Here is a 25,535-nt window from a genome sequence, read left to right on the forward strand (position 1 = left end):
GACACGGTGATCTTTTCTCCGATTTTCTTACGCGAGCAGTTAGCCTTTGCTAGCTGCTCTTTTATTTGTAATCTTGCTAGGCTTCTGTTACTTTCCACTTCCGAAGAACTCGTCTACCCACTTTTCAACTTTTACAACTTCTTGCCTTAATTGTTCTGCCAACTCTGCGATTTCAGCTTGAGCACCTTTCCCTTTTCGACGCTTATTATAGAAATCTAAAAGTCCCTGTAAATTGACTGTTTAGACTAGGTTAGTTATAACTCGTTTGGAAGTACGCTACGGGCATCCTCAGCAGGAATTCCTAATGTTCTAAGCAGATCATAATCACTTTGTAGTTTGTACATCATTTCGTTGTAAGCTTTAACTACTTGTTCTCCTTTAGCTTTAACCGTTTCAGGCACTACATAATCAAACCCACCTATCTTATCGTCACTTCCCATGCGTACATATCTTTGAGACTGGACTGAATAACTGAATCCTACATGGTGACGCGTTAACTGAGAGAGTAATGCTCTGCTAACTCCTTCTACTGCAAAGGTATATGTTAGATGCTCTAGTGTTGAAATATGCCCCGAACCCACAATATGTTTAATGAGCCGATCTACTTCTTTTCCACCTTTTCCATCAGTTGCTTTTCCCTTGAAGTATTTCTCTCCCTCTAAAGCTACAATGGAGTTATTTACGTTTAAAAGTTTAAACAAGTATAGCCCCGTTCTATAATTAGGACGAGGTTATACTTAAAATCGTTTAATTTTTGATGTAGGATATTCACTACCAAAAAATATAACAATAAATTCGTTTAAAAATGAATTCTTTGGCTCTTTATATATTTCTTCTTGAACGTTTATACATTTTCATTGTAACTAACCAGCTAGTAATTGTGATTCCTGCAAAAATTAATAGCAAATTACTATACAAATGAGTAGACAGATCAGCATTTATAGGTAATAATTTTCGATTTAGCAAATGTATCGATAATAATCCACCTACAATCGCAATACCCATTCCTTCTGATAGAAAGCTTGTAAAATTAAGCAAACTCATTCCAGCACCTGTTTCCTTTTGTTCCAAACTACTTGAAACGATGGTAGAGATAACTGTTTTCGTAAACGAAAGCCCGCCAAAAACAAAAATTACTATAATTGTTATGAGCCAAGGCGTTGTTTCTATAAAAAGGGCTGCTACTAAAAAGCTTATAGAAAGAAATGCAACTCCAGTTGTTAATACAAATAAAGAACCCTTCTTATCAACAAGCACTCCCCCAATATAGCCGAAAACAATAACACTCATTGCTCCAGGAAAAATAATCCCACTTCCAATTGTGGCAGTACTTAATTGGTAGACATCTCTCATCATATAAGGAACCATAGAAAGAAATCCTGCTACAGTTCCTAATATAAGTCCTCCACAAATGATTCCAATCATAAATGATATATTTTTTCCTAGTGAAGGATTAACAAAAGGATTAGACACTTTCCTAATATGTTTAACAAATATCAAGAAACATATAATGCTCACGACTAGAAAGGAAACGCTATAAGATGTCGTAAACATTATAAAAAATACAATACCTACGGACATATATATTATTCCTTTAACATCAATACTTCCTTTTATTACATCTTCCTGTTTCAATAGTTTTGCAAGGAAGGGAACAGTGATAATCGTTACAACAGGCAAAAGTAGTATATAAGACCAATGAGCATATTCGGCAATTACTCCACCAACAGATGGTCCGACACCTTCTCCCATTGCTACAATGGACCCAATAAGCCCAAATGCTTTACCGCTATTTTTTTTTGGAATATAGCGCGCAACAACAACCATTACAAGTGCTGGAAATGCAGCTGCGCCAGCTCCCTGAATAAACCGAACCATAATAAGTACAGAAAAGAACGAATGTCCAACAAACCCGATAACTGATCCGAAGCAATTCACTATAATTCCAAATAAGAGTAGCTTTTTGATGCCTAACTGATCTGATAGTTTTCCATATACAGCTGTTCCTATAGAAAAAGTTAATATGAACGCTGTGTTTATCCAGTTTATACTTGCTGGCTCCTTATTAAAATCACTAGCGATATCAGGTAATGAAACATTCAAAACCATTTCGTTTAAAACACTGAAAAAAGAAAGAACACAAAGCCATAATAAAATTTGATTATGGCGTAATATTGAATGTGAATGAGATGAATTCACACCTTACCCTCCAATAATAAGGGTAGACGTAGTTTATAGGGTCATTGATACGCTTTCCCTCTTTAAATGTACCCAATTATATTTATTGCACTTCATAAATAATTCCTCCCCAAAAATGATTTATAAATTATATCACACATATATAATTTAAAATAAAACATATTCTACAATACGTTGTGCATAGATAATAAATTAATCCGACAATCCGGAAATAACATATTTGAGCATAAATAAAATCCCTTAAATAGAAGCAGGTTGAGATTCATGAGAGTCAAGCTTATTTTGAAGCTGTGGCAAAGATGATTGAGCAAAACAATTTAATTCTTTTAGAACAGATGAAAGCTCTACAACTAATTCAGAAATAATAAACTTATGATTAATTAATTCTACATATGTTTCCATAAATAATGTATCTTTATTTATACCATCAGCCTCTGTTTTTACAGGGGCTTTTGTTGTGCGTTGATTCATATTTTGAATTTGAATCGTTTCTTTTACATGTATGAATAGATCTTCTAACAAACCTGGTGTAGACTCTAATTCTTGTTTTTCAATTTCCTCTGTCACAGCACTTATAAATTCCCATAGTACTTTTGCACCTAATAGTTCTGCTAATCGTTTTTCACGCATTTCAAATGTTTTCATGTTCATATTTAAACACTTCCCTTATCTAATATTTTCTTAAAAATAATTAATAATTTATTTCGTTGTAGGACAACAATATAGAAACATAACTTATCACGCCTCTAATTACACGAATCGTGACATTAATCTTCAAAAAAAAGAGTCCAATCAAAATTTAGTACCTTAGCTATATTCTTTGCGACAGGAACACTTGGATTTCTTTCACCACTTTCAATCATTGCATACATACTTCTAGATATTCTTGCCTTATATGCAATATAATCTTGTGTTTTCTCTTTATTTTTACGTTTTTCCAATAACCAAAACCTCATTATTCCCCCTCTTTCATTGTCACAAAATGTGTAACTAATGATTATATTACATAATAACAAGTTTAAAATCAATATTTTTTACACATTTCGTGTACTTTATTAAATGTTACATATTGTGACGTTATAATTGATTTAGAAAACACCTAAAAGGAGGTAGTATATGTTTGGGACTAGACTACACACTCTTCGAAAAGAACGCAAACTGCGTCAAGAAGACATGGCAAAACAACTAGGGATTGCTCGAACTACATATGCAATGTATGAACAAGGAAATCGAGAACCTGATTATAATACATTGATAAAATTAGCCACCTTTTTTGAAGTATCTATTGATTACCTCCTTGGTACAACTGAAATAAGACAAATTACAGACGTACAAGATCCTGAGCTTTATCAATGGTTTGAAGATATAAAAAATGCGACTCCTCAAAAGCGTGAGGAATTAAAAAAGTTTTGGGAGTTTATAATACAAAGAAAAGACTAGATTATTTAAAAAACCTCCACCTTGACAGAATGGAGGTCGTGAGTTCGAGCCTCTCCGGGGGTATACAGTACGGTAAAATGGCGTTCTATCAACGGAGAGAGCGCTTTTTTATTTTCCGTTGACTTGACGCAGGGTGGCGGTTGCCTTCCAAACACGATGGCGGTCGACTGCAACAGGTAGATATACGTCTCTCATCTCGTTTTCAAAAACAAAATAGGAGGCGTTTTTTCTATGACATTTAATAAGGAAGAGAACTGAAAGGGTGTGTGGATGAACTAATCCATACTTCTTTCCAAGAGTAATCTCCATCTATATATTATTCAAAAAAATTTGTTTTTTTACATTTTCTTTGTTAAGAAAATACTCCTTATAAAATGCCCTTAAAATATAACTTGTGTATTCCCTAAGATTAATTAATGATACTTGTACAGGAAAATCACATCCATTTTCACCATCAATATCAAGTAAAGGAATTAGACTATTTGTCGGCGCATCGTCTGTCAGCATGTAACCTCTATGTAAGTACTTTAATCTCTTATCGTAATAATTATTAAGTTGACTAGCTATATTTGAATTTAATTTCTCTTTTACTAACTTCCTTACTCTGCTAGCAATACCATACTTCTCCTGATTGCACACCCCACACTTCTCACTATGAAAACCGATCAGTGTAACAACTTCCAACGCTGACATGTAAAGTATTGTTGCTATCTCAGTCTGTAAACTACCTATATCAAGCGCTGTCCTTAAATCTTGTTTTTTTGTGTAAACCTCCATCTTTACACCAGAACCATCTTCAAATGGATGTCTAATATATCCCTGATGGTCATGAATTTGCGCATCATACTTTCTTGCAGTGTGGAAATGATAACAGGTATTTAGAAATATTTGTAATTCCCTTGTCTCTCCATTACTTTTGATTAAATATTCTAAAAAACTCTTTTGCCTCTTCAGAAATCGTTAAATAACCATTCTTAACAGATAAACCATCAATAAAATCGGGTTCTTGATATAATTCTTCAATTAATTCTGTTTTCTCCTTATCTTCTTTATAAGTAGTTGAGGCACTCCAAAAAGGTGCATTAGTTTCTACCGATAAAAAGTCTATAATTTGGTCTGTCTTCTGAATAATTTTACCTTTAACTTGATTTTTATCATAAGCAGCCATTGGAAAATAGATTCTTGTTTTATTATCACCAATATATTCCACTTTAAAATTATGTCCCTCATAATTAGACAATGGAAGTAAAGATTTAATGATTGGAGAAGCACTGTAATTTTTATATTTCCCCATACTTTTTCGTGCCTTTTTCACAACCTTTTCTAGCCTTTTCCCTAATTGAGATTCCTTTTTCAACTTATCTTTTTGTCCCTCTATGTATCCGTAACCGTAGATATCTTAACTGTATTCAAAAAACAATTTTATAATTGAACCTTTGTTTTTATAAGTAACTCCAGCTATTAAAACAGACTCTCCAATGTCCATAAAACCAAATGTTATTGTTTTTGCCTGTTTGATTTTATATAGGGTATAATACCAAGCACATTTCCCAAATTCTTTAGCCACCTCTGCCCATAGACTTCTTAAAAATTCATTGGATTTTTCTACTTCTGTAATTCCAATATCCAATATCATTTATGTTCTCCTCCTTACAATTTATTCAACTATATATCACTAATTGTAATAAAAAAAAGGAGGTGTCTCTATTTCCCCTCTACAGAAATATCCAAAAATAAGTCTAAGTATCTTCTTCAATATAGCCAAAAGAGATATCCTTAATTATAGAATTCTGATTACGCCGATAATCTAATGTCTGTAATATACTATTACTTTCCCTTTATTCTTATTTTTTGATGTTTTTATTCATTGTAACCCCCCCTTAAAGTCCTACGCTTTACCTTATATTTTAGCTTTATAATAACTAATAATCCAAATTTATTATGCTACACTAGTAGAAAACATTGAAAAGTTTAGTACTTTAAATAACTATTTCTAATGAATTATATTATATAAATTATACTAATAATATTTCGTCTCTTTTAATATACACATCTATATTTCATTTGATTTTCTTGAAGTAACTAATCTGATTCTCTTTATCGCCAATTAAATTCAGGGAATTTTCAGTCTATCTAATTCCTTATATTTGTAATTTAATTATTTATATAATAAAATTATAACCATATAAAATTATATTCTTATATTTGGGGGTTAACGAATGAAAATTTATTATGATAATGAAGTTGACTTTGAAACACTTAAAACTTTAGAAAGTATTATGAAAACCAATGGTGATACCATAAAAATAGAAACATATGGTAATAGAAAAGGTGCTTTAGATTTAATAACAAGTATTGAACTTTTTGGAATTCTTTTTGCAACAAAAATGGTAACTAAAATAACGGATGGATTTGTAGAAGGGCTAATAAATAAAGAATACTTTAACCAATTAGGTGAAAAAGTACGAGATAATTTATCAAATAAATTATCTAAACTATATACTAAAATAGTAAGTAATTATAAAGATAAAAAACAGGCGATAGTAATAAAAGAATACTATAATAATACATGTATTTTTGCTGTGATAAATCACTATGAAATGACTCCAATTTTATTAAGTAAATTACCATTAGCATTCACACACACTTTCAATTTAATTGAAGATAATAAAATTCCTAATGACAGCCTTGGAATAATTCAACTTTTCCCTAACTTCGAAGAAGAAGAGTGGAATTACGCCTTTATACCAACTATCAACGCTTATGGTAATTATATAGATAGGTATTACGATTTTAATGAAGACTGTATTTATAGACTCTCTTCGGCAGAAGAATTTATAGTAAAATTCAATCCTAATCAGCTAGATTCCAATAAATATATGATAGATTTTAATAGAATCACTAATAAGAAATATGTTACGTCCAATACGAATACTGATAAATCAGACATTTAATACCGAAAAACAGTATTATATAACTATCAAGTATTTATGCATTGATATTCCTACCTTCTACAAAGTTCCATTATTTTTAAATCATACATTTTATTATGATTGTGCTCAAAAGGGATAGTATTTTTATAAACTATCCCTTTCATCCAAATATCAATTATAAATTTATTATCACTTACTAAATTCTTGTAACATTCCATTCACTTTTCTATATACAGTACTACACTACATCTAATACTTCTTTAACATTATATAAATTGATATAAATCTATATAATTTGCCATTAGACATACATATTAAAAATATAAAGGTCTGAAATATCTAACACAATGATATTTATTATATTAACCAGTACGGATGGATTCTTTAATAAAAATGATGTAATGATAAGATGAAAGATAATTGAAGTTATCCCCCTATAAATATCCATATGTATAAACATACATAAATATAAAGTGCAGAATTTAACATTCATTTACTCTCACAATAAATTGCTATATTATATTAGTATGATAATTTTATTTTCATACTAATATATAGAGCGGAAAAGGAGTTGGAATTAATGAAAGTAAAAAATACAGTAATAAAAGCTTATGAATTTAGTACACCGAAATTCGGTGGAGACATTCAATATGAGCATGTATATGATTATGAACTTATTGACATATTATTTAATGCTATACTTAGATTAAATAAATCCCAAAGAAAGTATAAAGACGAAACAGTTTCAATTAACTTAGGAGATTTTAGACAATCTAATGATCCTAATATAGTTGAAGGCTACTTCATTACTGCAAAACACGGAATTAAAAGAAATCATATTGATATTGAAACTCAAGAAGAAATTGGAACAATTGAAAAAACACATGGTGTAGAAAATAACGTATATTTTATGATTGATCGAAGAACTGGTTTACTCTTGGTACAAGATGATTTTAATAAAGTTTTCTCTAGAAAATTATTATCTACTTTTCTACATTCACACAAAAAATTAATTTATCCTTATATTGATAAATTTAATGATAAAAATAAAGATAATAAACTCATGATTCACAAAAGATCTTGCTATAGACTAACAACTTTACCTCCTGTGGACTTTTTTGACAAATTAAAAGAATTTACAAAAGTAAAAACTGCAATATTAACTTTAGATAGTACTACAGAAAAAAGAGATGTAAGTGAAGTTCTGGATTCGGAATTAGAAGAAAACGGAATAAAAGGTTATGATTTAGAAATAAAAATAAAAAATAAAACTGGAAGATCCACAGTTAGAATTTTTGAAAAGTACTTTACATCAATCATAGAACAACAAAAATACGATTCTTATGCGATTGAAGGGGTATTAACGAATGGGAGATCAAAGAAAATAACTCCAGACACTATAACTAGAGACTTTTATATTAATGTAAAAGTCAATTCTAATGGTGAGCCTTCAATGGAGGAAGTTTTTAATGGAATGTCTACAATTATCCTTAAGAAAAACCCCATTAAAAATAAGATTGCAACACCGAATCTGACAATGGTAGGTGAAGATAAAGATGTTGAAGCGGCCATGGAAAAAGAAATCTTACAAAGGAATCAAGATCAAACCGGCCAACACAAAACCTCATGATTCATACCTAATATTCCAATCATATTCTGAGGGTTTTAATAAGAAAAGAATTTTTTCAGAATTTATACTACCAATAATCTTTTCTTTATTAGCAATTTTTGTATTAATCCAATCGAATATTATTGTTACAGCAATACTTTTAAAAATTAAGGAAATTAATTCCCAAATAGCTCCTATGGTGGCTATTCAAACTGGTTTCAACATGACTTGTTTATCCTTAATTACATCTTTTAACAAAGATAAGAATACCTTTTCTAAAGTTCAAGAAAACGAAAAAGACTCCGTTTTAAAACAATTAATATCATCATTTGCATACTGTGTCTTTATTCAAACTGGTATTCTTATTTTTGGTGTTTTTTATAATGTTATATTAGACGGTCTTTTTGGTTTAAATTACTTAAAAGAATTAAATATATTCGTCAAGAAACTTATAGCCTTTGTATTTTTTGCACTTTGGTTATCTTTTATTATTCACAGTTTCATGGTTTTTCTTAGAAATGTAATTTTAATTTACAAATTTATTCTTGTATCTATCAAGAAATAGCCAATACTAAAAATCATTGGTTATTTCTTGCTTTTTTCTCTTCACATTCAATATAAAGATGAAAATGTAACTATACATTCCTCTTAAAGTTTTGCAGAAAACCCCATCGATGCTATTAAGTATCAATTTACAAGTCAACTTTTGTTAAAAATTTTACAATTTGCTAGTTACAAAACACAATAAACATTTTTCTCTACTAACTATAAAAAGAAGCTGTAAATAACACTTCAATATTTCCTCTTACCCTATCTAATTTATGTTAAATTGACATGTCCTCAGTTTATTAATTTAAACATCCAACAAAATCTTATATTGTGCTTAAATTTTATATAATATATTTATTATTTTTCCATCCAGCTTTTCGGTTATTGCAGCATATATCCCGTAATTAAAGTTCTTCCTCAGTTAATTTAAAATAATGCTACACACATTATGTTTAAATTCCCCTTCTATATGAGCTTAAATTTAATAAAGATATCATCACTCCATAATACTATGAAATTTCCAGAACCAATGTTATGTAGCTAAATCAATTATAGCCTTGTTATAAACAAAACAAGATGGGGCACTTTTAGTTTTCAGATCATATTAATTTTATAAAAATCCACATTAATATATATTACAAAAACAATAAATTCCATATCTAGCTTTAAAATATTTGAAACTTAAATATTTTTTAGATATAATAATTCATCGAACTATTATATTTCATATTAATAATTACTTTCTTAATGTATAAAGAAAGTAATTAACAACTATAGATCTTTCTGCATAAAGTTGATATAATATTTTATATAATAAGTTAGGGGAAGGATTTACAAGATGGCAAATATCAACAAAGAATTTATAAATATAAACCAATTTAATCAGTACATTACAGGTAATTCAACGGATATTCTTTCTTTTTTACCAGAGAATATAGAACCATTTATCGACTTAATTGTTACATCTCCTCCATATTGGGATATGAAACAATACGGAGATGTTCAACAAACAGGATTTAAACAAACTTATGAAGAGTACTTAGATGATATTGAAAGTACATTTGATACACTATATAAACTTTCCAAAAATACAGCAACCCTCTATGTAAATAGTGATACTTTAAAACGCAATGGGCAACTTATACGATTACCAGATGACATAGCAAAAAGACTAGAAAATGTTGGTTGGATCCATCAAGATGTAATTATATGGGACAAAGGAAAAACCCTTCCATGGTCTCGAAAAGGCCAGATGAGGAATACTTTTGAATATATACACATGTTTACGAAATCGAAAAGCTATAAATACTATATTGAACGCATTAAAACAGTAGATGAATTAAAGGAATGGTGGGTTGATTATCCCGAAAGATATAGTCCTGAAGGAAAAGTTCCAGATAATATTTGGGAATTCATTATTCCTACACAAGGTAGTTGGGGAACTAAGAAAGATTTTGGTGAGAAAGAATTTAAACACGCATGTCCTTTCCCTCCTGAAATGATGGCAAGAATAATTAAACTTTCATCAGATGAAGGTGATATGATCTTTGATCCATACGCAGGTACAGGTGTTTTACTTGCTACAGCCGAGCTATTGAATAGAAGATATTTAGGATTTGATACCAATCCAGAATATAAACAAATATTTGAACATGTAACACAACCACTTATTACAGAACAAATAAAGGAAATCAATAAATATTATGAGCAGCAGAAAAATTTAAAAATACTTTTAACTAATGCAATTTATAAATTACGGATTTTAAAATTCCCAAAATCAATGATCAAAAAAATAATTAAATTATCTGATCCAAATAAAGAAAATGTAGTTCCCCCATTTGTCGCTGCTTTTGCAATTGAAGAAAATATGGAAAATGGAGAAGAAGAAAAATACAAAATAGGTAAGGCTAGTTATTATTTTGTATTAAATAATAATTTTAATAATACAAAAGAAATTCACCTTATGTTAAAAGATCTTAATATAAAAGCACCATTCTCGAAATACGGATTGAAGACACAAGTTCATTTAATTACAGTTGAAGATGCTATTGATTTATTTAAGTCCTATCAAAATAATTTGTATTTATACAGTAATGGTATTGTCAATAACTTAAATAAGAAAATAAGTATCAATGAAATAATTGATCTAATCCAGAACAGAAAAACAAACTCTAAGCTTAATTACAAGCAATCCCCCCCTATTTTTAGTAATATAGGCATTAAACTATCTGATTATGAAGAAATACTACCTGAGAAGTATAATAAAAAGGAATGATTGTTATTAATCATTCCTTTTTATTTATAATTTGCAATGTCTTTATATCCAAAATCACCTTAATATTCTCCCAATACCCACACCCCTGATTAAGTGGGATATGATCTACTAAATCCACTTTATCAATAATAAATAATTCTGGTTCGTTCCCTAATATCCACAAATGGAAATAATAATGTTGTGATAATTCTGCTACATTCCACTCATTTCTTGTTACGTAAAAAGTAAATAACTCGGAAGAAATAGTAGTTGTTTTTACCTCTATTTTAAGGGGCGTCATATCTATTGAACTAACGCAAGAGAGAATATCAAACCCAGATAAATTAGATTCAACAGACTGCCATACCGGGTTTTTTCCAATCCTATTTCTCTCATATTCTAAAGATAATTTTTCGCCTATCCTACCTACCTCAAGCTGAGTGTCCTGTTGCTTTCCTCTTGCAATTGATGCAAGAATATCCCACCATTTAATTACATCTGGATCAATAGAATTGATCAGTTCTGCTTCTTTAAAACATTGTTTTACGTTTTCAGGAAAATATTGGATAGCTTCTTTTCTGCCCTTGTGGATGAGATAAGACCACGACGGCTTAAACTCTTCAATCAAATATTTCAACTGAACTCGTAACGCGTCCCTCATATTGTTTTGTGTCAGTATCTCTTTTCCTTGTTCAGATAACCTTATATTACCTTCCAAATCTAAAGTAATCCAGTTACAACCATCCGCCACTTCTAGTACCAATTGTGAAGAAGTTGTTTCAAACCTTTTAAACAATGATGAAAACTCAGTGGCTTTTATTGTTGTTTTATTGATAAATTCCAAAAACGTTTGAGTAGAATAGAGAATACCTACTGAAAACTCCATAATCTATTCGCCTCGTAAATGATTAATAAAATCAAGAATATCTTGCTCGCTTAACTCACTTGCAATTTCTTCATCAGCGTATTCAGGTTCAATCATAATTGATGGATCGTTCAATACTTGTGACATTCTAGTAATTTTAGAGGTTAGCCTTCGTTCTACTGATTGATCAATGCTATCGGGTGTAACTACCAATTCAACATTTGTATCAATATCTTGAGACAAGCCTAAACGGTGAATACGATCCACTGATTGTAAAAAGTGCGCTGCATTGTAGCTACGATCTAAATAAATAGCTTCGTGACAAACCGTATGCAAACTAATCCCTTCCCCAGCTGCTGCAGGATTTGCTACTAACACAAAGCAATTAGGATCGTCATGAAAACGTTTAATTTTCGCTTCCCTTGTCTCACTATCTTCTTCATTTCCAGAGTCAACTTGACCATGAATATAATCGGCGCCTAAATCACTTAAGCGATTCGATATTTGTTCAATACTCTCTACAAAAGTTGACCAGATAATAACTTTTTTCCCTTGACTAGCTAATTGTCTTGCACGAGCACAAACATAATTAATTTTTGGACTGTCTCCTTCCATCAACACATCCTTTAGTAACTCGTGATGTTTAAAATCAGTTTTCGCTAATAATGATGGGTTTGAAGTTACTTGCAGTAACTTCATAACACATTTACCCATAGACCGTAATTTATTCCGATCACGCGCTTGAGAGAGCTCAATTTGTCTTAATTCTTCATCTCTCATTAAGTTATAAAGCCTACGTTGTGCTGGGCTCATTTGCACAGAAACCACATGATAAATAGGTGTTGGCAATCCGAGCTCGTTTTTTGTTGTCCGTACATACACCGGACGAATGTAATCCACAACAGAGTTTTTATCCACTCTAACTTCTGGATATAAAAAATTAAATTGTGAAACAAGATCCTCTGTAGAATTAGGAAGTGGTGTTCCTGACATAATTAATTTCTGTTCTGGTAGATGTGATAAACTTAGGACAGCTCGCCCATATACTCCACTGTTTCCACGTTTAATCCGATGGCTTTCATCTAAGAACATAAAAAACGGAACTGTACTCAAATACGACGCTATTTCTGTTAATACATTGGGCAGCTGCTGATAGTTAATCACCATAATTTCTGGGTTACATCGTAACAACTGACTAATTTTCGAGCTACCACGTAATCTAACAACTGGTGGACTTTCCGGCATGCAGACACTTAAAGTTTCTTCCCAAGCTGCAAAAGCATTCTTAGGCGATACAATAAGTAATCTTGTGTTTTTTGCTTTCTTTAAGCAAAATAAAGCAAGTGCTTCAGTTGTTTTGCCAGCACCAGGGACAGAAAAAGTTGCACCTGATGGAAGTGACGCTAGCCTTGCTACATTACGAAGTTGTTGAGGCGTGAGCTGACGCTGAAAATTTTTTTCAGCTAGTAAGCGGCTTACATCATCCTCAGTGTATTCTTCATAGCCTTCTTTTGCAAGATTATATGTATTTTCCCTTGAAAGAGATAATCTTAATAACCTTGTTGCTTCTTCATCAGCAGTAAGCTTTAACCGATGTTTTTTTATAATTCTATTAATTAAAGGACGAATTGATAAAAAAGCCCACCAGGGCATTGTCAGTGTATTTGTTGTATTTAAAGATACCTCTTGACCTGTTTCTTTACAAGTTCTACATATTTCATGCCAACCGATATGCTTCTGATCTTCTGTTATAATATGAGCAGCATGTTTATCTGCTAAGTACTCAATGTGCAACATTTAGCAGTTTCCCCTTTAATTCTTCAATATGAGTTTCGATGGCTTCTAATTGAGATTGTATACCTTCAACTTCTGTATCATCATCAAACATGTTTACTGCATCTTGCAAAAAACTATTGGCACGCTGAATTTTTTGAATTACAGTAAATCTTTGTTGTCGATCGTCTTCTGCATCAATAACATCTTTTGTGATATGCACCACATTTTCTCTGTTTTCTTCTTTATCTAGTGTTTGAGCTAAATTGATTAGATTTACTTCGAAATCACTTCCACCGAGCAAGCCACCATCAAAATCTTCATCATCAATCGACATTTGCTCCTCTGGAGGAAACTCTTGCTGAGCTCGTTCAATAATAGCATCGATATTATCTACAATTTTTGGTAAGAAACTATACAACCTTCCCATGCCAGTTAATGGTTTCTCAATAACTGAAAAGGCTATGGTTTGGAAGATATCTTTCTTATCTTCATCATTTAATTTTTTTCTTCCTTTTACAATTGCTTCAAATGCCAATTGATCTTCCTGAATATCATGATATTGTTTTGGAGTATTACGAGACGCCAGATATTGATCCACGTAGGTCAATAATAAAATAAGCTCTTCTACATCCTCTTTTTTCTTTCCCTCATATAAACTAGCAATTTTTTCTGTAGTAAATCCCTTTTTATCCCTAAGTGATCGGTACATGCATCCTTCTGCTGTCCAAACATAATCCGCTTTAATGTCTTGAGTAATTTGCAATTTCCCTTCAAGAGCAAGGATATCTTCTTCAGAACAAGGTGGGAGTATAATTACTTCAATATGAGAAAATCTAGGTGATTGCTTTCCAGCTGCTATGTCTTTTTGGCGTAATTCTCTCATAGTACATAAACGACGGTTACCATTCACCACAAAACCATTATTGTCTAAAATCAAGGGTTCTTCCTGCTTGTTCTTAGTGAAATAATCAAGCAAATCAATTCCGCTGGACTTTAACTGTTGTTTTAGAATACCATGCTGTGCTTCGTGAACTTCTTCTAGTTCTAGGTCTCTTTCAAAATAATCTTCTGATAAATTTTGTTTCGTATAATATTGCTCTTGGGCATCTTGTGTACGTCCGTTTGATAAACGATATTTTGGCATCCCAATTTCAACTTTAAAAATCGGAAAAAATGTTCTTTCATTTTGAAAATTAATTGGGTGCTTATGTTGATTAGCAGATACATTACTAACTAATCGATCAATTAGTTCTCTCCTCTTTGGGTATGCCCAACCTAGTTCCATTCTCCATCTCTCCTTTAGATATCGATTCCTATTACATGAATCGGTATAGTAATGATTTTTTTATATAAATCTAATTCTTCAACAAAACGATCATAATTTGCTATATTATCGCCCATAATAAGAGCGGCTTGCTTTGTTGGAAGAATATAAATACCCGCATCTACTTTTCCATTTAAATACATCGTTTGAAGTTTAAGCATATCAGCATAAAATCTTCCTACATTACCGGTTTGAAGACATAAACCAATATTTTCTTTCATAGATGTAATGGTAATGCCCCTTGATTTATCAATTTTTATTTTGCCCGACCAGCCTTGTAGTTGCATTAACCGCTCAATTGTTTGACGCAAGTTACGTGCGCAGCCTTTTTTTAATTTAAATTCAACAGCCTCCAATGAATCTATTAGAGATTGTACTATTTCATCTTTAATAGCTTGTTTTCCCAAATGATGATTATATGTAATGAGTTTCATAGGTGCACCTCTATTGTAATAAATAAAAAATCAAGACTCTAATAAAATTTTACCACATATACTCTACTTTGGTTATATATTACTATATATTTACCTATATTATTACAATATCTTTTAATAACAGAATAATTCTAAAAACACACGAAAATAAAAAGGCCCTCGTTAAGAGGACCTTTTTTTAAAGGCTATTTATTAAGGTGTTCTTTCCATCGCTCTTCTATGAAGAGGGGCAATCACAGTGTATGACTATTCAATCCTAACGAATAAAATCATCTTATGTGTAGTTCTATGAAGTTTTTACGCTTCAGTAAGTTGCATCAAAATGGGATTAGACCCTATGCATACAAAGTTAGCAGTAGTCGGTGATGTAAATAGAAGCGGTTCAATTGTTCTATCCGCAACTCCCCCCTTAAAAGCATTGGGTGTAAAGAAGAATGTAAATCAGACTATATTTGGTACTATGGAACATTATCCCTTATATTTTCCATTCCTACTGCTACTTATGTTATTTCTAAATTAATATGTTCATAATTAAAAAAGAGGGTGCTCGCAGCTCCCTCTTTTTTTAGATAATTAAATATGCTCTCCATGATCCATAAACACTTCAATAGTTTCATTTTGTGATACGTCTTTTACATTAGTAAGACCAAAAGTAAAAACAGCGGATAACATCATCATTAATAAGATTGCTTTTTTCATTTTAGCGCCCTTCTTTCTATACTCTTTTTGTCTGCATCTAAAGCGATGTGTAAATACTTGCTGGCTTTTTCGTGATTTTCTGAACCATAGAATATATTACCTAAAAGATAAGCATATTCTTTTACCCAATCATATAATTCTTCTTTTTCAAAATACGAAATACCTTCCATGACCACCTTTTCTAATTCTTCTTGTGGTGCATAGTTATGTACTGCTTTTAAAATTTGAAAATGATGACGATAACATAAGTCACTAATCTTATAGCCATTCTCAATATATTCATTAGCATTATGATTATGACCTAACTTAAAATGTTCTCTTGCTAAAAGAAACATCGTTTTAGCGTTGTTTTCTAGTGATTCCTCTAAATGCTTAATTGCTAACTCTGACATGTTTTGACTTGCATATAAAAGTCCTAAATTGTGCTTTACACGTTTAGTAAGACTTTCGTCATGAGATTTTTGGAAAGTACCCAATGCTGAAAGTAAATATTCTTCTGCACTTTCGAAATCACTTAAGCGAGTGTGTGCCATCCCTAAAGTATTCAAACAAGCAGCAGTTTTTAATTCATACCCTGGACTAATTGAAAATACTTCATTTGCCTTCGTAGCAAATTGAACTGCTAGGATTGGTTTCAATATGTGATAGTAATGAACTGCAAGCCAATAATTAAATTCAGCTTTTTCGATTTCATCATGCATGTACTCTAAATACTTTTCAGCTTCTTCAAATTGCATTCTTGCTTCACTATGGTTTGCTGTATTAGTAGCATAAATTGCTTTAAATAAATGATGATAGTACTCTAAAAATGTTTCTGTAGGCTCTTGTAATGGCTCAATTTTATCCAAAATATCTTTTGAACTATCCATATCACGAATTAGCAGATTATACCGCGCATTCATTAAAGCATAGTAGACTAATATTGTTTGGTCTTCCTTAATATTATTGATTTTATCTGCAATCTCTTCTTTTATTTTATTAGACTGTAATACACGTTGTGAAATTATAGCTTGATACCAGTCGTTTAATAATTTTGTGATTTCTTCTTTAGAAATAATTTCAACATTCATATACGCTACCCCCTTTTATTAAAGATTACCATAACATACTTGTTTATATAAATGATTTTTCGAATATTAAAACTTGATAAAATTTTTCGAACACTCATATTAAACAATGTTAATTTCAGATTTATTGAACTACCCCCACTTTAAAAAATTATCTGTTAATCTTACCAATCAAATTAGTACAACAGTTAACATGATACACAGGGAAGCTTTAATTGAATAGAAAACATATTTTGAATAACTTTCCTTAAAATTAGTATCAGTATCTCTCATTCCCTCGTCTACCGATTTTAATATCCATATTTCTTTAAGTACACGTATATATGATTTGATTTTATACGAAAAACCATAAATTATTAAAAATTTAGTTTCAGATAGAAGACGTAGACCATAGGAGTTGATATCCCTTAACCCGCAATACATTCCTGTTTTTTTATTGATACAAGATATAAATCGTCAGTTTTAACTATATAGTTGAGAAGGAATGCTAAAAAAAGAAGGAGGATCATGATGAAATATCAAACAATATTTCCCTCATTAAAAAAATTACTTTTTATCTTTATCCTTTCTTTCAGTATGTTAATTTTCACACTCCCTGTCTCTACCTTTGCACAATCCAATAACAATGTAATTTCTGTTACAAATTACTATGTATCTCCAACAGGAAATGACCTCAATCCCGGCACATTAGATCAACCTTTCGCTACCTTTCAAAAAGCTGCTAACATGTAAATCATTCTGGTGCCTCAGGGGCACCAATTACTTTTCAAAATTACCCTGACGAAAATGTCATTCTCGCTGGTTCTAAAAACAAAATAGAAGACAAAAGTTAAATCTAAGTAAAAAGATTAGAATTTTACAATTTAAAATCTACCAAAATTATTGAAACCCCTATTGGTATTTATATCACCGGAACAGGAAGTTACATTGATAATAGAAGAAACTCACTCATTTAGAATCCTTTAATCAAAAAACAAAACGATATAATTTTCTTATAGACAGTGCAACTTTATTACAAATGGTTAGACTTATTTTAAACTTATAACCATAAAAACTACACCTTTAATTGTTAATCAGAGTTAAACAATTAAAGGTGCAGTTCAATTAAATCGACTTTTTTCTTTTTAAAAGTTGCTACGTACATAAAATTCACATTTTCTTTATGTAGTAACCTACCTATTTAAAATTGCTGCAACTTGTGTATCATATAATTCAGCATACACTCCTTTTTCATTAAGTAACTGTTCATGATTACCAAACTCTACAGCATAACCATTTTCTAACACCAATATTTTATCTGCAAAGCGCACTGAGGAATACCGATGTGAAATGAAAATCCCAATTTTTTGCTCCATCAAATGCTTAAATGTTTCAAATACTTCTTTTTCTGAAATAGGATCCAATGCTGCACTCGGTTCATCCAATATACATAGAGTAGCATTTCTCATAAAAGCACGCGCAATTGCAATACGCTGCCATTGCCCTCCAGATAATTGGTAACCTTCAGCAAACCAACGCCCTAGCTGATTATCTAGCTTTTGTGGCATAGATTCAATAACATCTTTTATTCCTGCTTTCTCTGCAGCTATGGAAAGTTGTTGATCATCTTGCATATTACTGATATTACCAAATCCTATATTGTTTCTTACTGGCATTTCATATTTTTCAAAGTCTTGAAACACTGTACTAATTTCCTTATATAATATCTCCTCTTTAATATTCTGGATTGGAATATTATTAATAAGGATGTCTCCTTCATATTCATGATACATCTTCGTTAAAAGTTTGACGATTGTACTTTTCCCTGATCCATTTTTTCCTACAACAGCAAGCGTATCCCCTTGTTCAATTTTAAAGGAGACATTCTTTAAGCTAGGCGTATCCATTCCAGGATAAGTGAACGATACATTTTTAAACTCTACAGATTTTATTTCTTCAAGATTATCTTCAACTTTATTTGTAAGTAACATAGTTGAATTCTTTTTCTTATTGTTCCAATTTAAAAAATCAAATAGGACTTCTAAATACATTGCATTCTGGACAAAGCTTATAATACCTAAGATTGTTGATTTTGAGGTAGAGTGCGTTTGCCTGATAGCTTGTATGTAACCAATTATATTTCCGATTAGAAATTCTTTTGAATAAGCCCCTTTTAAAATAAGAAATGTAAGAGAAAGAATTACTGTTAGATTGATTATTTCAAAAAGAAGAGTTAATTTTAGTTTTCTTTTTGCAATAAAACGGTCTTCGGCATAAAATGAATCAAGAATTTTCTTAAGTTTTTGGAATAGGTATCCACCTATATTGTATAGCTTTACTTCTTTAAAAGTCTTATCATTTGTCTGCAAATATTTATAATACCATGCTAGACGAAACTTTGAAGCTCTATTCCAATTGATTTCAAATTCTGCTTGACTCAATTTGATAAAAGAAATAAAAGAGGTGAATGGAATAACCATTAACAATAGCGCTACCCACCATTTCCAAGTGATGAGGTAAGCTGCAGCTGCACAAAGTGTAATAAGGTTCGTTCCCATCCCTAATATGATTTGAAAGGTAGCATATGGACGATATGCTGCCTCTTCCTGTGCTCTTTTTAACTGATCCTGTAACTCTGCATTTTCAAAGTCCTCCAGTTCTAAAGTCTTAGCTTTATTCACTATAGACAAGGTTACTTCGTTCGATATTTTCGTTTCATATAGACCAGTTAAATAAGTGTGAATGGTATTTACTAACTCATTTACTACTGAAAACAAGGAAAAAATAATAAACATTTGAATTACATATTTAAAACCGCTTTCCCAAGATATAACTACACTGTTTATAAGCTCTTGTGTAATATAGAGCATCACTACAGGACTTAGTCCCTGTAGAACTGTTAAGACGATAATTGCTATAAACATCACTTTGTTAATTTGCCAAAGTATACGAGTAATCTTTAGGGCATGACTTATAGATTGACGTATTTTATTGAAGCTAATTCCTTGTTCCACGTTTTCCAACTCCTATTTTACTAGAAATACACTATCCCACTCTAATTCACTTTTACTTATCGCTTGGAGCAGAACCATTGCAATACCCGCAGATCCACTTAAAAGTCCAGGTTTATCAAATGAATATTGTTCTCCTTTTACTATTTCAATATCTTTAGCTCCAAAAGGAGTATCTATGTCGATATGCTGTAATAGCAGATTTAATAGAAATTCTCTGTATGCTAAGATGTCTGCTGTTGGGCATTCCTGAAGCATAAGTTGTACTGAGTGAAGGGTTCCAGCAATTCCATGACAATAAGTTGGTGAGATAAGAGTATACTGCCTTTTTGAACGATGATACATTCCCGTAAAAGTTTTTAAGGATAGATTTTTCCATTCTTCGTTCTCTAAAGCCATGCCAGCTAACCAAAGAGATCTTGCTATTCCAACTTCTCCATAACACCAAGCCTCATATATAGATGCTTTATTTTGAGATTTATTAAGAGCATGCTCTTGCCAGCTGATCCTCTTTGGCCATAATGGTCCAAAATCATCTTCTTGTGACCATTTTACTAACCAATTAGCAATTGTACTTATGGCCTTGTCTTGCTTTTCAACTTCACAACCTTGCAGCTTAGCAATGGAAAGAAGTGACAGACAACCCGTTATACCATGTGCAAATCCTAGATTAAAGTTTCCATTAGGATATTGAATTTTCTCCGATTCTAAGAACTGGTTTTCACTTGAGATGTACCAGCCAGGTACTTTTACTCCGTTCACTTCTTTATCTTCTGTAAGAATAACTAGATATTGTAGGATGCAATCAAGTAACGCTCTCATATCAGATTGATGTTTATGGTACACTAAGTAACGTCCTATACCGGCTAGTCCACCAATCACATCATAATCTGTCATCTCAACCCCTTTTGATAGCTGCTCCATACAACGATTAATTTCACCAGGAAGGTTTTGTAATAAATAATGATGTAATTGCTCCAAAAAGTTTTGGTATCTTGTACCATTTTTTGAAAGAGCTAATGTAGCAAAACAGATACCTGTCAAACCACCCCAAAGAGATAATGAGTGTATCCCTTTAGATTCTATGTGACTTTTAATTTCTAGAAGATATGTGTGTCCAATTATGTCCCACTCTTCGTTTGGATACATTTTGTCTAATTCCGCAATTAAACAACAGATTCCAGAAAAACCGTTTCCAAGATCACTTCCGGACCAACCATAATAATATGCGATCTCCTCTATGTCATGCGTTGATATTTTATTTATAACAGTTGATTCAACTTGCTTAGGATCTCTTAGCCTATCTGCTAATACTTTTACCGTCTCCTCTAAATGACTGAGTAGTTCTTTTTTTTCTAATGACACATCCATTTTTCATTCTTCCTCTCATTTAACATACATTCTATAAGCATTCTAGTTACATTTAAAAATAAGAAGATACATACTATTTACAAAGATCGCTAATTTAGCGCATCTAAAAATTTCATAGGCACAATTATCTAGTACTTATCTTTATTTTTAAGAAACCAGAATATAATGCCGGCTATTTTTAGATAGCTAATATGCAATCTTGTATCCTAATATTTTCGAACTATATTTAGATTATTTTTTTGTAAAGAATAAGCTTTGAACAGTATGTTTAGTAAGTTTCATGATATGTTCTTCATCCGTTGAATGAATGCCAAGTCTATTAAGATGTAAGTGAATTACACTAGCCAATATATCATCAGGATGATTTGTTAAATCGTCTATATTGGTGCTATACACGGTTTTAAAATAATTACTTATAGTGGCCTCACGTAGAGAAAAAATATTGTGAAGCTTAACTAAATTTTCATGTTCTTTTAAATTACTCCATTCATTTCCAGTGTCGCAAAGTTGTACAAAAAGTTGTTTATTTTCCCTAAACTCCTTAGGATGTTTCTGATTAGGAACAATCATATTTAACCAAGCTAGTTGTCTTTCCATAGATAATCCACTGGCTTCAAGAATGTGTACTATACTCATTACAGCCAATAAATTCTTATTAAAATTTACACCCTCAAATTCTTTCCATAAAAGAAGCTCTGCGGCTACTCTACTGTCAACAGAGAATAACTCCTCAGCAATCCCTATAAAGTCTGATCCACCATACCTCTCAATTTCTGGATTATAAGGATCTAGCTTCATTTCATCTACCAATCCCTTTTTCATCAATGCATTTACCCAGTTATGGATAAGGGGGAGTAGACTATTCAAAAGAACCTGAGGATCTCCTTGAAAACGCAGTCGAATATGAGACTGTGGATCGGCATATCTCATAAAGAAACTACGCTTAACTATTCCTTCTGCTTGTATCGAACTACAAAAACTTCTTATTTCGTTATATATAAGTTCATCAATTCTATCAGAAGGTCCATATAGTTTTAAGTACAACCAGTCACTACCTATATTTTTAAAACGATCTATTTTAGGAATATAGTTCTTCCTTGTATTAGGTAATACTAATGTTCTTTTTACTTCTTTTTCTTGATAACTAGAACTCTTTACTATTGGGAAAATTCCTTCCATTAGAAACATTTCATTCTCGTTATTCTTGGAGGTTACCCAATTTTCATCCAAAGAAAAACCTAACTCGGTAAATATTAGGAAATTACCTTCCCTTAACTTCGAGAATTTTCGGAATATAAATTCTTGATGAATCTTATTATCTAAATCCAAAAGTATTCTATTATCAAAATCAGTAAGATTAATATAACGTGGTACGTTATATGTTTCTTTCCATTCTTTCAAAGCATTTCCCCAATCCTTTTCATTACACACCTTGGAAAATGGACTAACAAGCTTGTTAAACCGCCAAGTAGCAGGATATAGGACGATATTTTCATATTGGACACGGGGTAAGAATGGCAGTTGATCTGCTTCTCCCCAATTAAATGGCTCCCATATACGCTGTCGTTCAAACCCAATATCCATTAGAAAACGATAAATATTTGGCACCCCATTCATATGATTGACCATGTGACCTGTCACTGGAATTACTTCTTTACCAAGAGACTTTGATTTTAAATATAATCGGTTAGAGGAGGCTCCCACGACAAGATCTGACATATCTAAAGTATGAGAAACATCTTTCGAGGAATTTGTACCAATTGGTATTTCATATTCTCGAATTGAAGGAGCCAACATTACATTTGCAACTCTACTGGGGCTCGATAAATAGGAAACTTCAGCGAATATAGCATCAGGGTTTAATTCTTGTTCTAAAATATGTATATCTTTTAGTTTTTCTACATTTTCATTACCTAGCATATTGACAAATCTTCCAAAAGTTTTACCTGCCCCAAAGGATCCTCCATTTGGTCCAATGACTAATGTATATTCCTTACAATCAATGGCTTTCTGAGATTTAGAAGCAATTGTAAAATAAATATCAAAAGAATCTGGAGCATCTATTAAATCTTTTGTTTCACCCTCTAATTCTTTGATCATTTGATCTGTAAGTTGTAGGGTATTCTTACCTGATGCTAAGCAATCTGTAACCCAAGACAAAAATATAAAATCCTTCTTAGTATTCTTATTATTTGAATTAAATGTTTTTAGACTTGGAGGGTTAGCGTATGTTGGAGGTGCACCAATTCCCAACCCATTATCAAGTAATTCTAAAACCGGAACCTCACTGTAGTAACCATACATCTCTACAAATTCATCGTAGTACATTTGAATATGCTCTGAACCTCTTGTTCTTGAAGAAATCTTAACTAAAATTTCTGCAGCCCGTTCAATATCCTGCTTAACAGACTTATTTAATTGAGCTTTTTCAGTGTTTATCTTAAGGTCAACTTGCAGTGCATACTTTGTTTTAACCACATTCATCATTTCTTCTGTTAGACTTATGTATTGATCTTCTCCCTGTCCCAACTCTGAACAATTATATTCTTTAATAGTTTGATAAATGGAATTTACTTGTTGATAGAGTTGGCTTTGCATCGGATTTGGATGTAAGGATTCTACTTTTTGTAGAACATATTCAAAAGGAGAAGTTCCTAGAAATGGTGGTCTTAATTCCGTGATAAGAAATTCCTTCTCAACCATACTATTTAAGTATAGAGCGATTTTTTCTTGTGGCACGTCCTGATATTTATTATGAATTTTACTGATTAAATCTTTAAATGTAATTGGAGAACTTGCAAAATTTAATACATCCTCAATAACTGGAGTAATTTTAAAGCTAGCATTGTCTATAGTAGAATCCTCTTTAACTCCGTGACTAGATAGATAAGGGAGAATTAACACATCCCCGTGTCTATAGAGCAAATGATTTTTTTGGACAAGAAGGTTTGATAGCAAAGTATAATCTTGTTCAAAAAGCTTGACAACGTTGCATAACCATTGCATATCTGGTCTACTTCTTTTTTCAAAATGTTTATTTAGGATAACTTCTGTATTCTCTTTAAATGTTCCCATTGTAACACCAGAAAACAGACCAAAAGGTGTGGGACGTACAGACATACGAATATAATAGCTAAGCAAGCTAAAAAGAATTTGTTCAGATTTTTTAGAGCTTCCTTTTTGCAATTTGTCCAGTGATTGATATAAAGGCAGGCTCGCAACTGCTATAGCTTCTCTGAAAATAGGATTATCTATGGCAGCCGTTATATATTCTTTAAACTCCTTAAAAATCTCTTGTTTATTACTCCCCTTCTTAGTACCAATTGAGGAAAACGCCATATAATTTTCCAATGGAAAAACTGGGGTTCGTAACATAAAAAAATCAAGAGCTTGATAAGGTGACACGTCAGAACTATACCGAGTTTGATCAACTACTCTTTCTTTTGTCGTTTGCATTTAAAGATTCCCCTTTGATTCTTAAAATTAGTAACTCTAGTTCTCTGTAACTATTACATTTTACAGAGAACTAGAGTAATTAAGATGTCACTATACAACTATCTTTCACTAACAAATCAACATTGTACAATTAAAAGTACAAGCACAAGTACAAGTAGACTTGCAAGTAACACAAGAAATGATAGTCCTCCTTGTGTCAGGCTCTACACTTCCATTCTGGCTAACTTGACTTACTTTAACTTCTAAATCAAACATATCTGCCAACGAGAGCACCCCCTTCTGAGATTGATAAACTTATTAGAAACAAGAAATTGTGCAATAAGATGTACAAACACAAGTGCAAGTAGATTTGCATGTGATACATGTTAAAATTGTACGTCTTGTATCGGGTTCCGCATGATTTACGCTACCATGATTCACCTTAACTTCTAAATCAAACATGTTTGTTGTTGCTGTAGCCATGTTTGTTCCCCCCTTTCAATATGTATATAAAACAATTGTTGAAAGTTAAAAATTTCTAATTATTCATTAAAATACTATAATTGGAAAGATTAATCTTTCAACGATTT

The 25,535-nt window shown here is 31.6% G+C and carries 23 protein-coding genes and 3 pseudogenes; 7 read left to right on the plus strand and 19 right to left on the minus strand.

Annotation, left to right across the window (positions count from 1 at the left end):
* Nucleotides 1–87: 87 nt before the first annotated feature.
* From thyX to AB6801_RS26665, 5 genes and pseudogenes are all read right to left on the minus strand, one after another.
* Nucleotides 88–686: pseudogene (gene thyX / locus AB6801_RS26645) on the minus strand (FAD-dependent thymidylate synthase); the annotation flags it as partial.
* Between the two features lie 136 nt (nt 687–822).
* Nucleotides 823–2,199 carry a Tet(L)/Tet(K)/Tet(45) family tetracycline efflux MFS transporter gene (gene tet, locus AB6801_RS26650; protein WP_370941226.1) on the minus strand — a complete coding sequence of 459 codons (1,377 nt, stop codon included), beginning with the start codon at nt 2,197–2,199 and terminating at the stop codon, nt 823–825.
* Nucleotides 2,200–2,232: 33 nt separating this feature from the next.
* A complete protein-coding gene (locus tag AB6801_RS26655) occupies nt 2,233–2,295 on the minus strand; it encodes a tetracycline resistance efflux system leader peptide (RefSeq protein WP_106081929.1) in 63 nt (20 codons plus the stop codon).
* A gap of 144 nt (nt 2,296–2,439) precedes the next feature.
* A complete protein-coding gene (locus tag AB6801_RS26660) occupies nt 2,440–2,850 on the minus strand; it encodes a hypothetical protein (protein WP_370941227.1) in 411 nt (136 codons plus the stop codon).
* Nucleotides 2,851–2,966: 116 nt separating this feature from the next.
* The gene (locus AB6801_RS26665) at nt 2,967–3,155 is read right to left on the minus strand and encodes a helix-turn-helix transcriptional regulator (protein WP_088021183.1); all 189 of its coding nucleotides are present in this window, start codon (nt 3,153–3,155) and stop codon (nt 2,967–2,969) included.
* Between the two features lie 160 nt (nt 3,156–3,315).
* Here AB6801_RS26665 and AB6801_RS26670 point away from each other — a divergent pair, with 160 nt between their 5' ends.
* A complete protein-coding gene (locus AB6801_RS26670; protein ID WP_000468117.1) occupies nt 3,316–3,639 on the plus strand; it encodes a helix-turn-helix domain-containing protein in 324 nt (107 codons plus the stop codon).
* A gap of 309 nt (nt 3,640–3,948) precedes the next feature.
* On the opposite strand, the gene AB6801_RS26675 is transcribed toward AB6801_RS26670, so the two are convergent.
* The 3 genes from AB6801_RS26675 to AB6801_RS26685 form a co-directional block, all read right to left on the minus strand.
* On the minus strand, nt 3,949–4,416 hold the full coding sequence (locus AB6801_RS26675; protein ID WP_370941228.1) for a hypothetical protein: 468 nt from the start codon (nt 4,414–4,416) through the stop codon (nt 3,949–3,951).
* Between the two features lie 133 nt (nt 4,417–4,549).
* Nucleotides 4,550–4,996: a hypothetical protein gene (locus AB6801_RS26680; protein ID WP_098628498.1), complete on the minus strand. Its 447-nt coding sequence runs from the start codon at nt 4,994–4,996 to the stop codon at nt 4,550–4,552.
* A gap of 42 nt (nt 4,997–5,038) precedes the next feature.
* Nucleotides 5,039–5,275 carry a hypothetical protein gene (locus AB6801_RS26685; RefSeq protein WP_098628499.1) on the minus strand — a complete coding sequence of 79 codons (237 nt, stop codon included), beginning with the start codon at nt 5,273–5,275 and terminating at the stop codon, nt 5,039–5,041.
* Nucleotides 5,276–5,858: 583 nt separating this feature from the next.
* Here AB6801_RS26685 and AB6801_RS26690 point away from each other — a divergent pair.
* The 4 genes from AB6801_RS26690 (at nt 5,859) to AB6801_RS26705 (ending at nt 11,005) form a co-directional block, all read left to right on the plus strand.
* Entirely contained in the window at nt 5,859–6,593 is a 735-nt protein-coding gene (locus AB6801_RS26690) for a hypothetical protein (protein WP_370941229.1), read from the plus strand.
* 559 nt (nt 6,594–7,152) lie between these two features.
* The gene (locus AB6801_RS26695) at nt 7,153–8,202 is read left to right on the plus strand and encodes a hypothetical protein (protein ID WP_199679033.1); all 1,050 of its coding nucleotides are present in this window, start codon (nt 7,153–7,155) and stop codon (nt 8,200–8,202) included.
* Nucleotides 8,129–8,746, plus strand: coding sequence for a hypothetical protein (locus AB6801_RS26700; protein ID WP_098628502.1), 618 nt, complete (start codon nt 8,129–8,131; stop codon nt 8,744–8,746). Before AB6801_RS26695 ends, AB6801_RS26700 begins: the two co-directional genes overlap by 74 nt.
* 822 nt (nt 8,747–9,568) lie before the next feature.
* Entirely contained in the window at nt 9,569–11,005 is a 1,437-nt protein-coding gene (locus AB6801_RS26705) for a DNA-methyltransferase (protein WP_098628503.1), read from the plus strand.
* Nucleotides 11,006–11,015: 10 nt separating this feature from the next.
* Here the strand turns inward: AB6801_RS26705 and AB6801_RS26710 are convergent, their stop codons facing one another.
* Genes AB6801_RS26710 through AB6801_RS26725 form a run of 4 tightly spaced genes read right to left on the minus strand, consistent with a single transcriptional unit; the run spans nt 11,016 to nt 15,383 of the window.
* Nucleotides 11,016–11,870, minus strand: a complete 855-nt coding sequence (locus AB6801_RS26710; protein ID WP_098628504.1) for a protein NO VEIN domain-containing protein — start codon at nt 11,868–11,870, stop codon at nt 11,016–11,018.
* A gap of 3 nt (nt 11,871–11,873) precedes the next feature.
* A complete protein-coding gene (locus AB6801_RS26715) occupies nt 11,874–13,646 on the minus strand; it encodes a DEAD/DEAH box helicase (RefSeq protein WP_370941230.1) in 1,773 nt (590 codons plus the stop codon).
* Entirely contained in the window at nt 13,633–14,910 is a 1,278-nt protein-coding gene (locus AB6801_RS26720) for a hypothetical protein (protein ID WP_098294879.1), read from the minus strand. The genes AB6801_RS26715 and AB6801_RS26720 overlap by 14 nt, the downstream gene beginning before the upstream one ends.
* A 14-nt stretch (nt 14,911–14,924) precedes the next feature.
* Entirely contained in the window at nt 14,925–15,383 is a 459-nt protein-coding gene (locus tag AB6801_RS26725; RefSeq protein WP_098294878.1) for a BglII/BstYI family type II restriction endonuclease, read from the minus strand.
* Nucleotides 15,384–15,621: 238 nt separating this feature from the next.
* Here AB6801_RS26725 and AB6801_RS26730 point away from each other — a divergent pair.
* A pseudogene (locus AB6801_RS26730) lies at nt 15,622–15,816 on the plus strand (Y-family DNA polymerase); the annotation flags it as partial.
* Nucleotides 15,817–15,956: 140 nt separating this feature from the next.
* Here AB6801_RS26730 and AB6801_RS26735 read toward each other — a convergent pair.
* Nucleotides 15,957–16,082: a hypothetical protein gene (locus AB6801_RS26735; RefSeq protein ID WP_000709205.1), complete on the minus strand. Its 126-nt coding sequence runs from the start codon at nt 16,080–16,082 to the stop codon at nt 15,957–15,959.
* Complete coding sequence (locus AB6801_RS26740) at nt 16,079–17,152, minus strand: response regulator aspartate phosphatase (protein ID WP_370941231.1); 1,074 nt, start codon at nt 17,150–17,152, stop codon at nt 16,079–16,081. The genes AB6801_RS26735 and AB6801_RS26740 overlap by 4 nt, the downstream gene beginning before the upstream one ends.
* 507 nt (nt 17,153–17,659) lie before the next feature.
* Between AB6801_RS26740 and AB6801_RS26745 the strand changes: the two are divergent.
* A pseudogene (locus tag AB6801_RS26745) lies at nt 17,660–18,093 on the plus strand (DUF5123 domain-containing protein); the annotation flags it as partial.
* A gap of 228 nt (nt 18,094–18,321) precedes the next feature.
* On the opposite strand, the gene AB6801_RS26750 reads toward AB6801_RS26745, so the two are convergent.
* The 5 genes from AB6801_RS26750 to AB6801_RS26770 all read right to left on the minus strand — a co-directional run bounded on the left by AB6801_RS26750 (nt 18,322) and on the right by AB6801_RS26770 (nt 25,428).
* Nucleotides 18,322–20,142 (minus strand): ABC transporter ATP-binding protein, encoded by a 1,821-nt coding sequence (locus AB6801_RS26750; RefSeq protein ID WP_277471847.1) that lies wholly within the window; start codon nt 20,140–20,142, stop codon nt 18,322–18,324.
* A gap of 12 nt (nt 20,143–20,154) precedes the next feature.
* Nucleotides 20,155–21,510: a lanthionine synthetase C family protein gene (locus AB6801_RS26755; protein ID WP_370941232.1), complete on the minus strand. Its 1,356-nt coding sequence runs from the start codon at nt 21,508–21,510 to the stop codon at nt 20,155–20,157.
* A gap of 231 nt (nt 21,511–21,741) precedes the next feature.
* Nucleotides 21,742–24,966 carry a lantibiotic dehydratase gene (locus tag AB6801_RS26760; protein WP_370941233.1) on the minus strand — a complete coding sequence of 1,075 codons (3,225 nt, stop codon included), beginning with the start codon at nt 24,964–24,966 and terminating at the stop codon, nt 21,742–21,744.
* A 108-nt stretch (nt 24,967–25,074) separates the two neighbouring features.
* The gene (locus tag AB6801_RS26765) at nt 25,075–25,221 is read right to left on the minus strand and encodes an FDLD family class I lanthipeptide (protein WP_370941237.1); all 147 of its coding nucleotides are present in this window, start codon (nt 25,219–25,221) and stop codon (nt 25,075–25,077) included.
* A gap of 42 nt (nt 25,222–25,263) precedes the next feature.
* Entirely contained in the window at nt 25,264–25,428 is a 165-nt protein-coding gene (locus tag AB6801_RS26770; RefSeq protein ID WP_370941234.1) for an FDLD family class I lanthipeptide, read from the minus strand.
* Nucleotides 25,429–25,535: the final 107 nt, after the last annotated feature.

It is taken from the genome of Bacillus sp. RCC_6_1 (assembly GCF_041360755.1).
Lineage (GTDB): Bacteria > Bacillota > Bacilli > Bacillales > Bacillaceae_G > Bacillus_A > Bacillus_A cereus.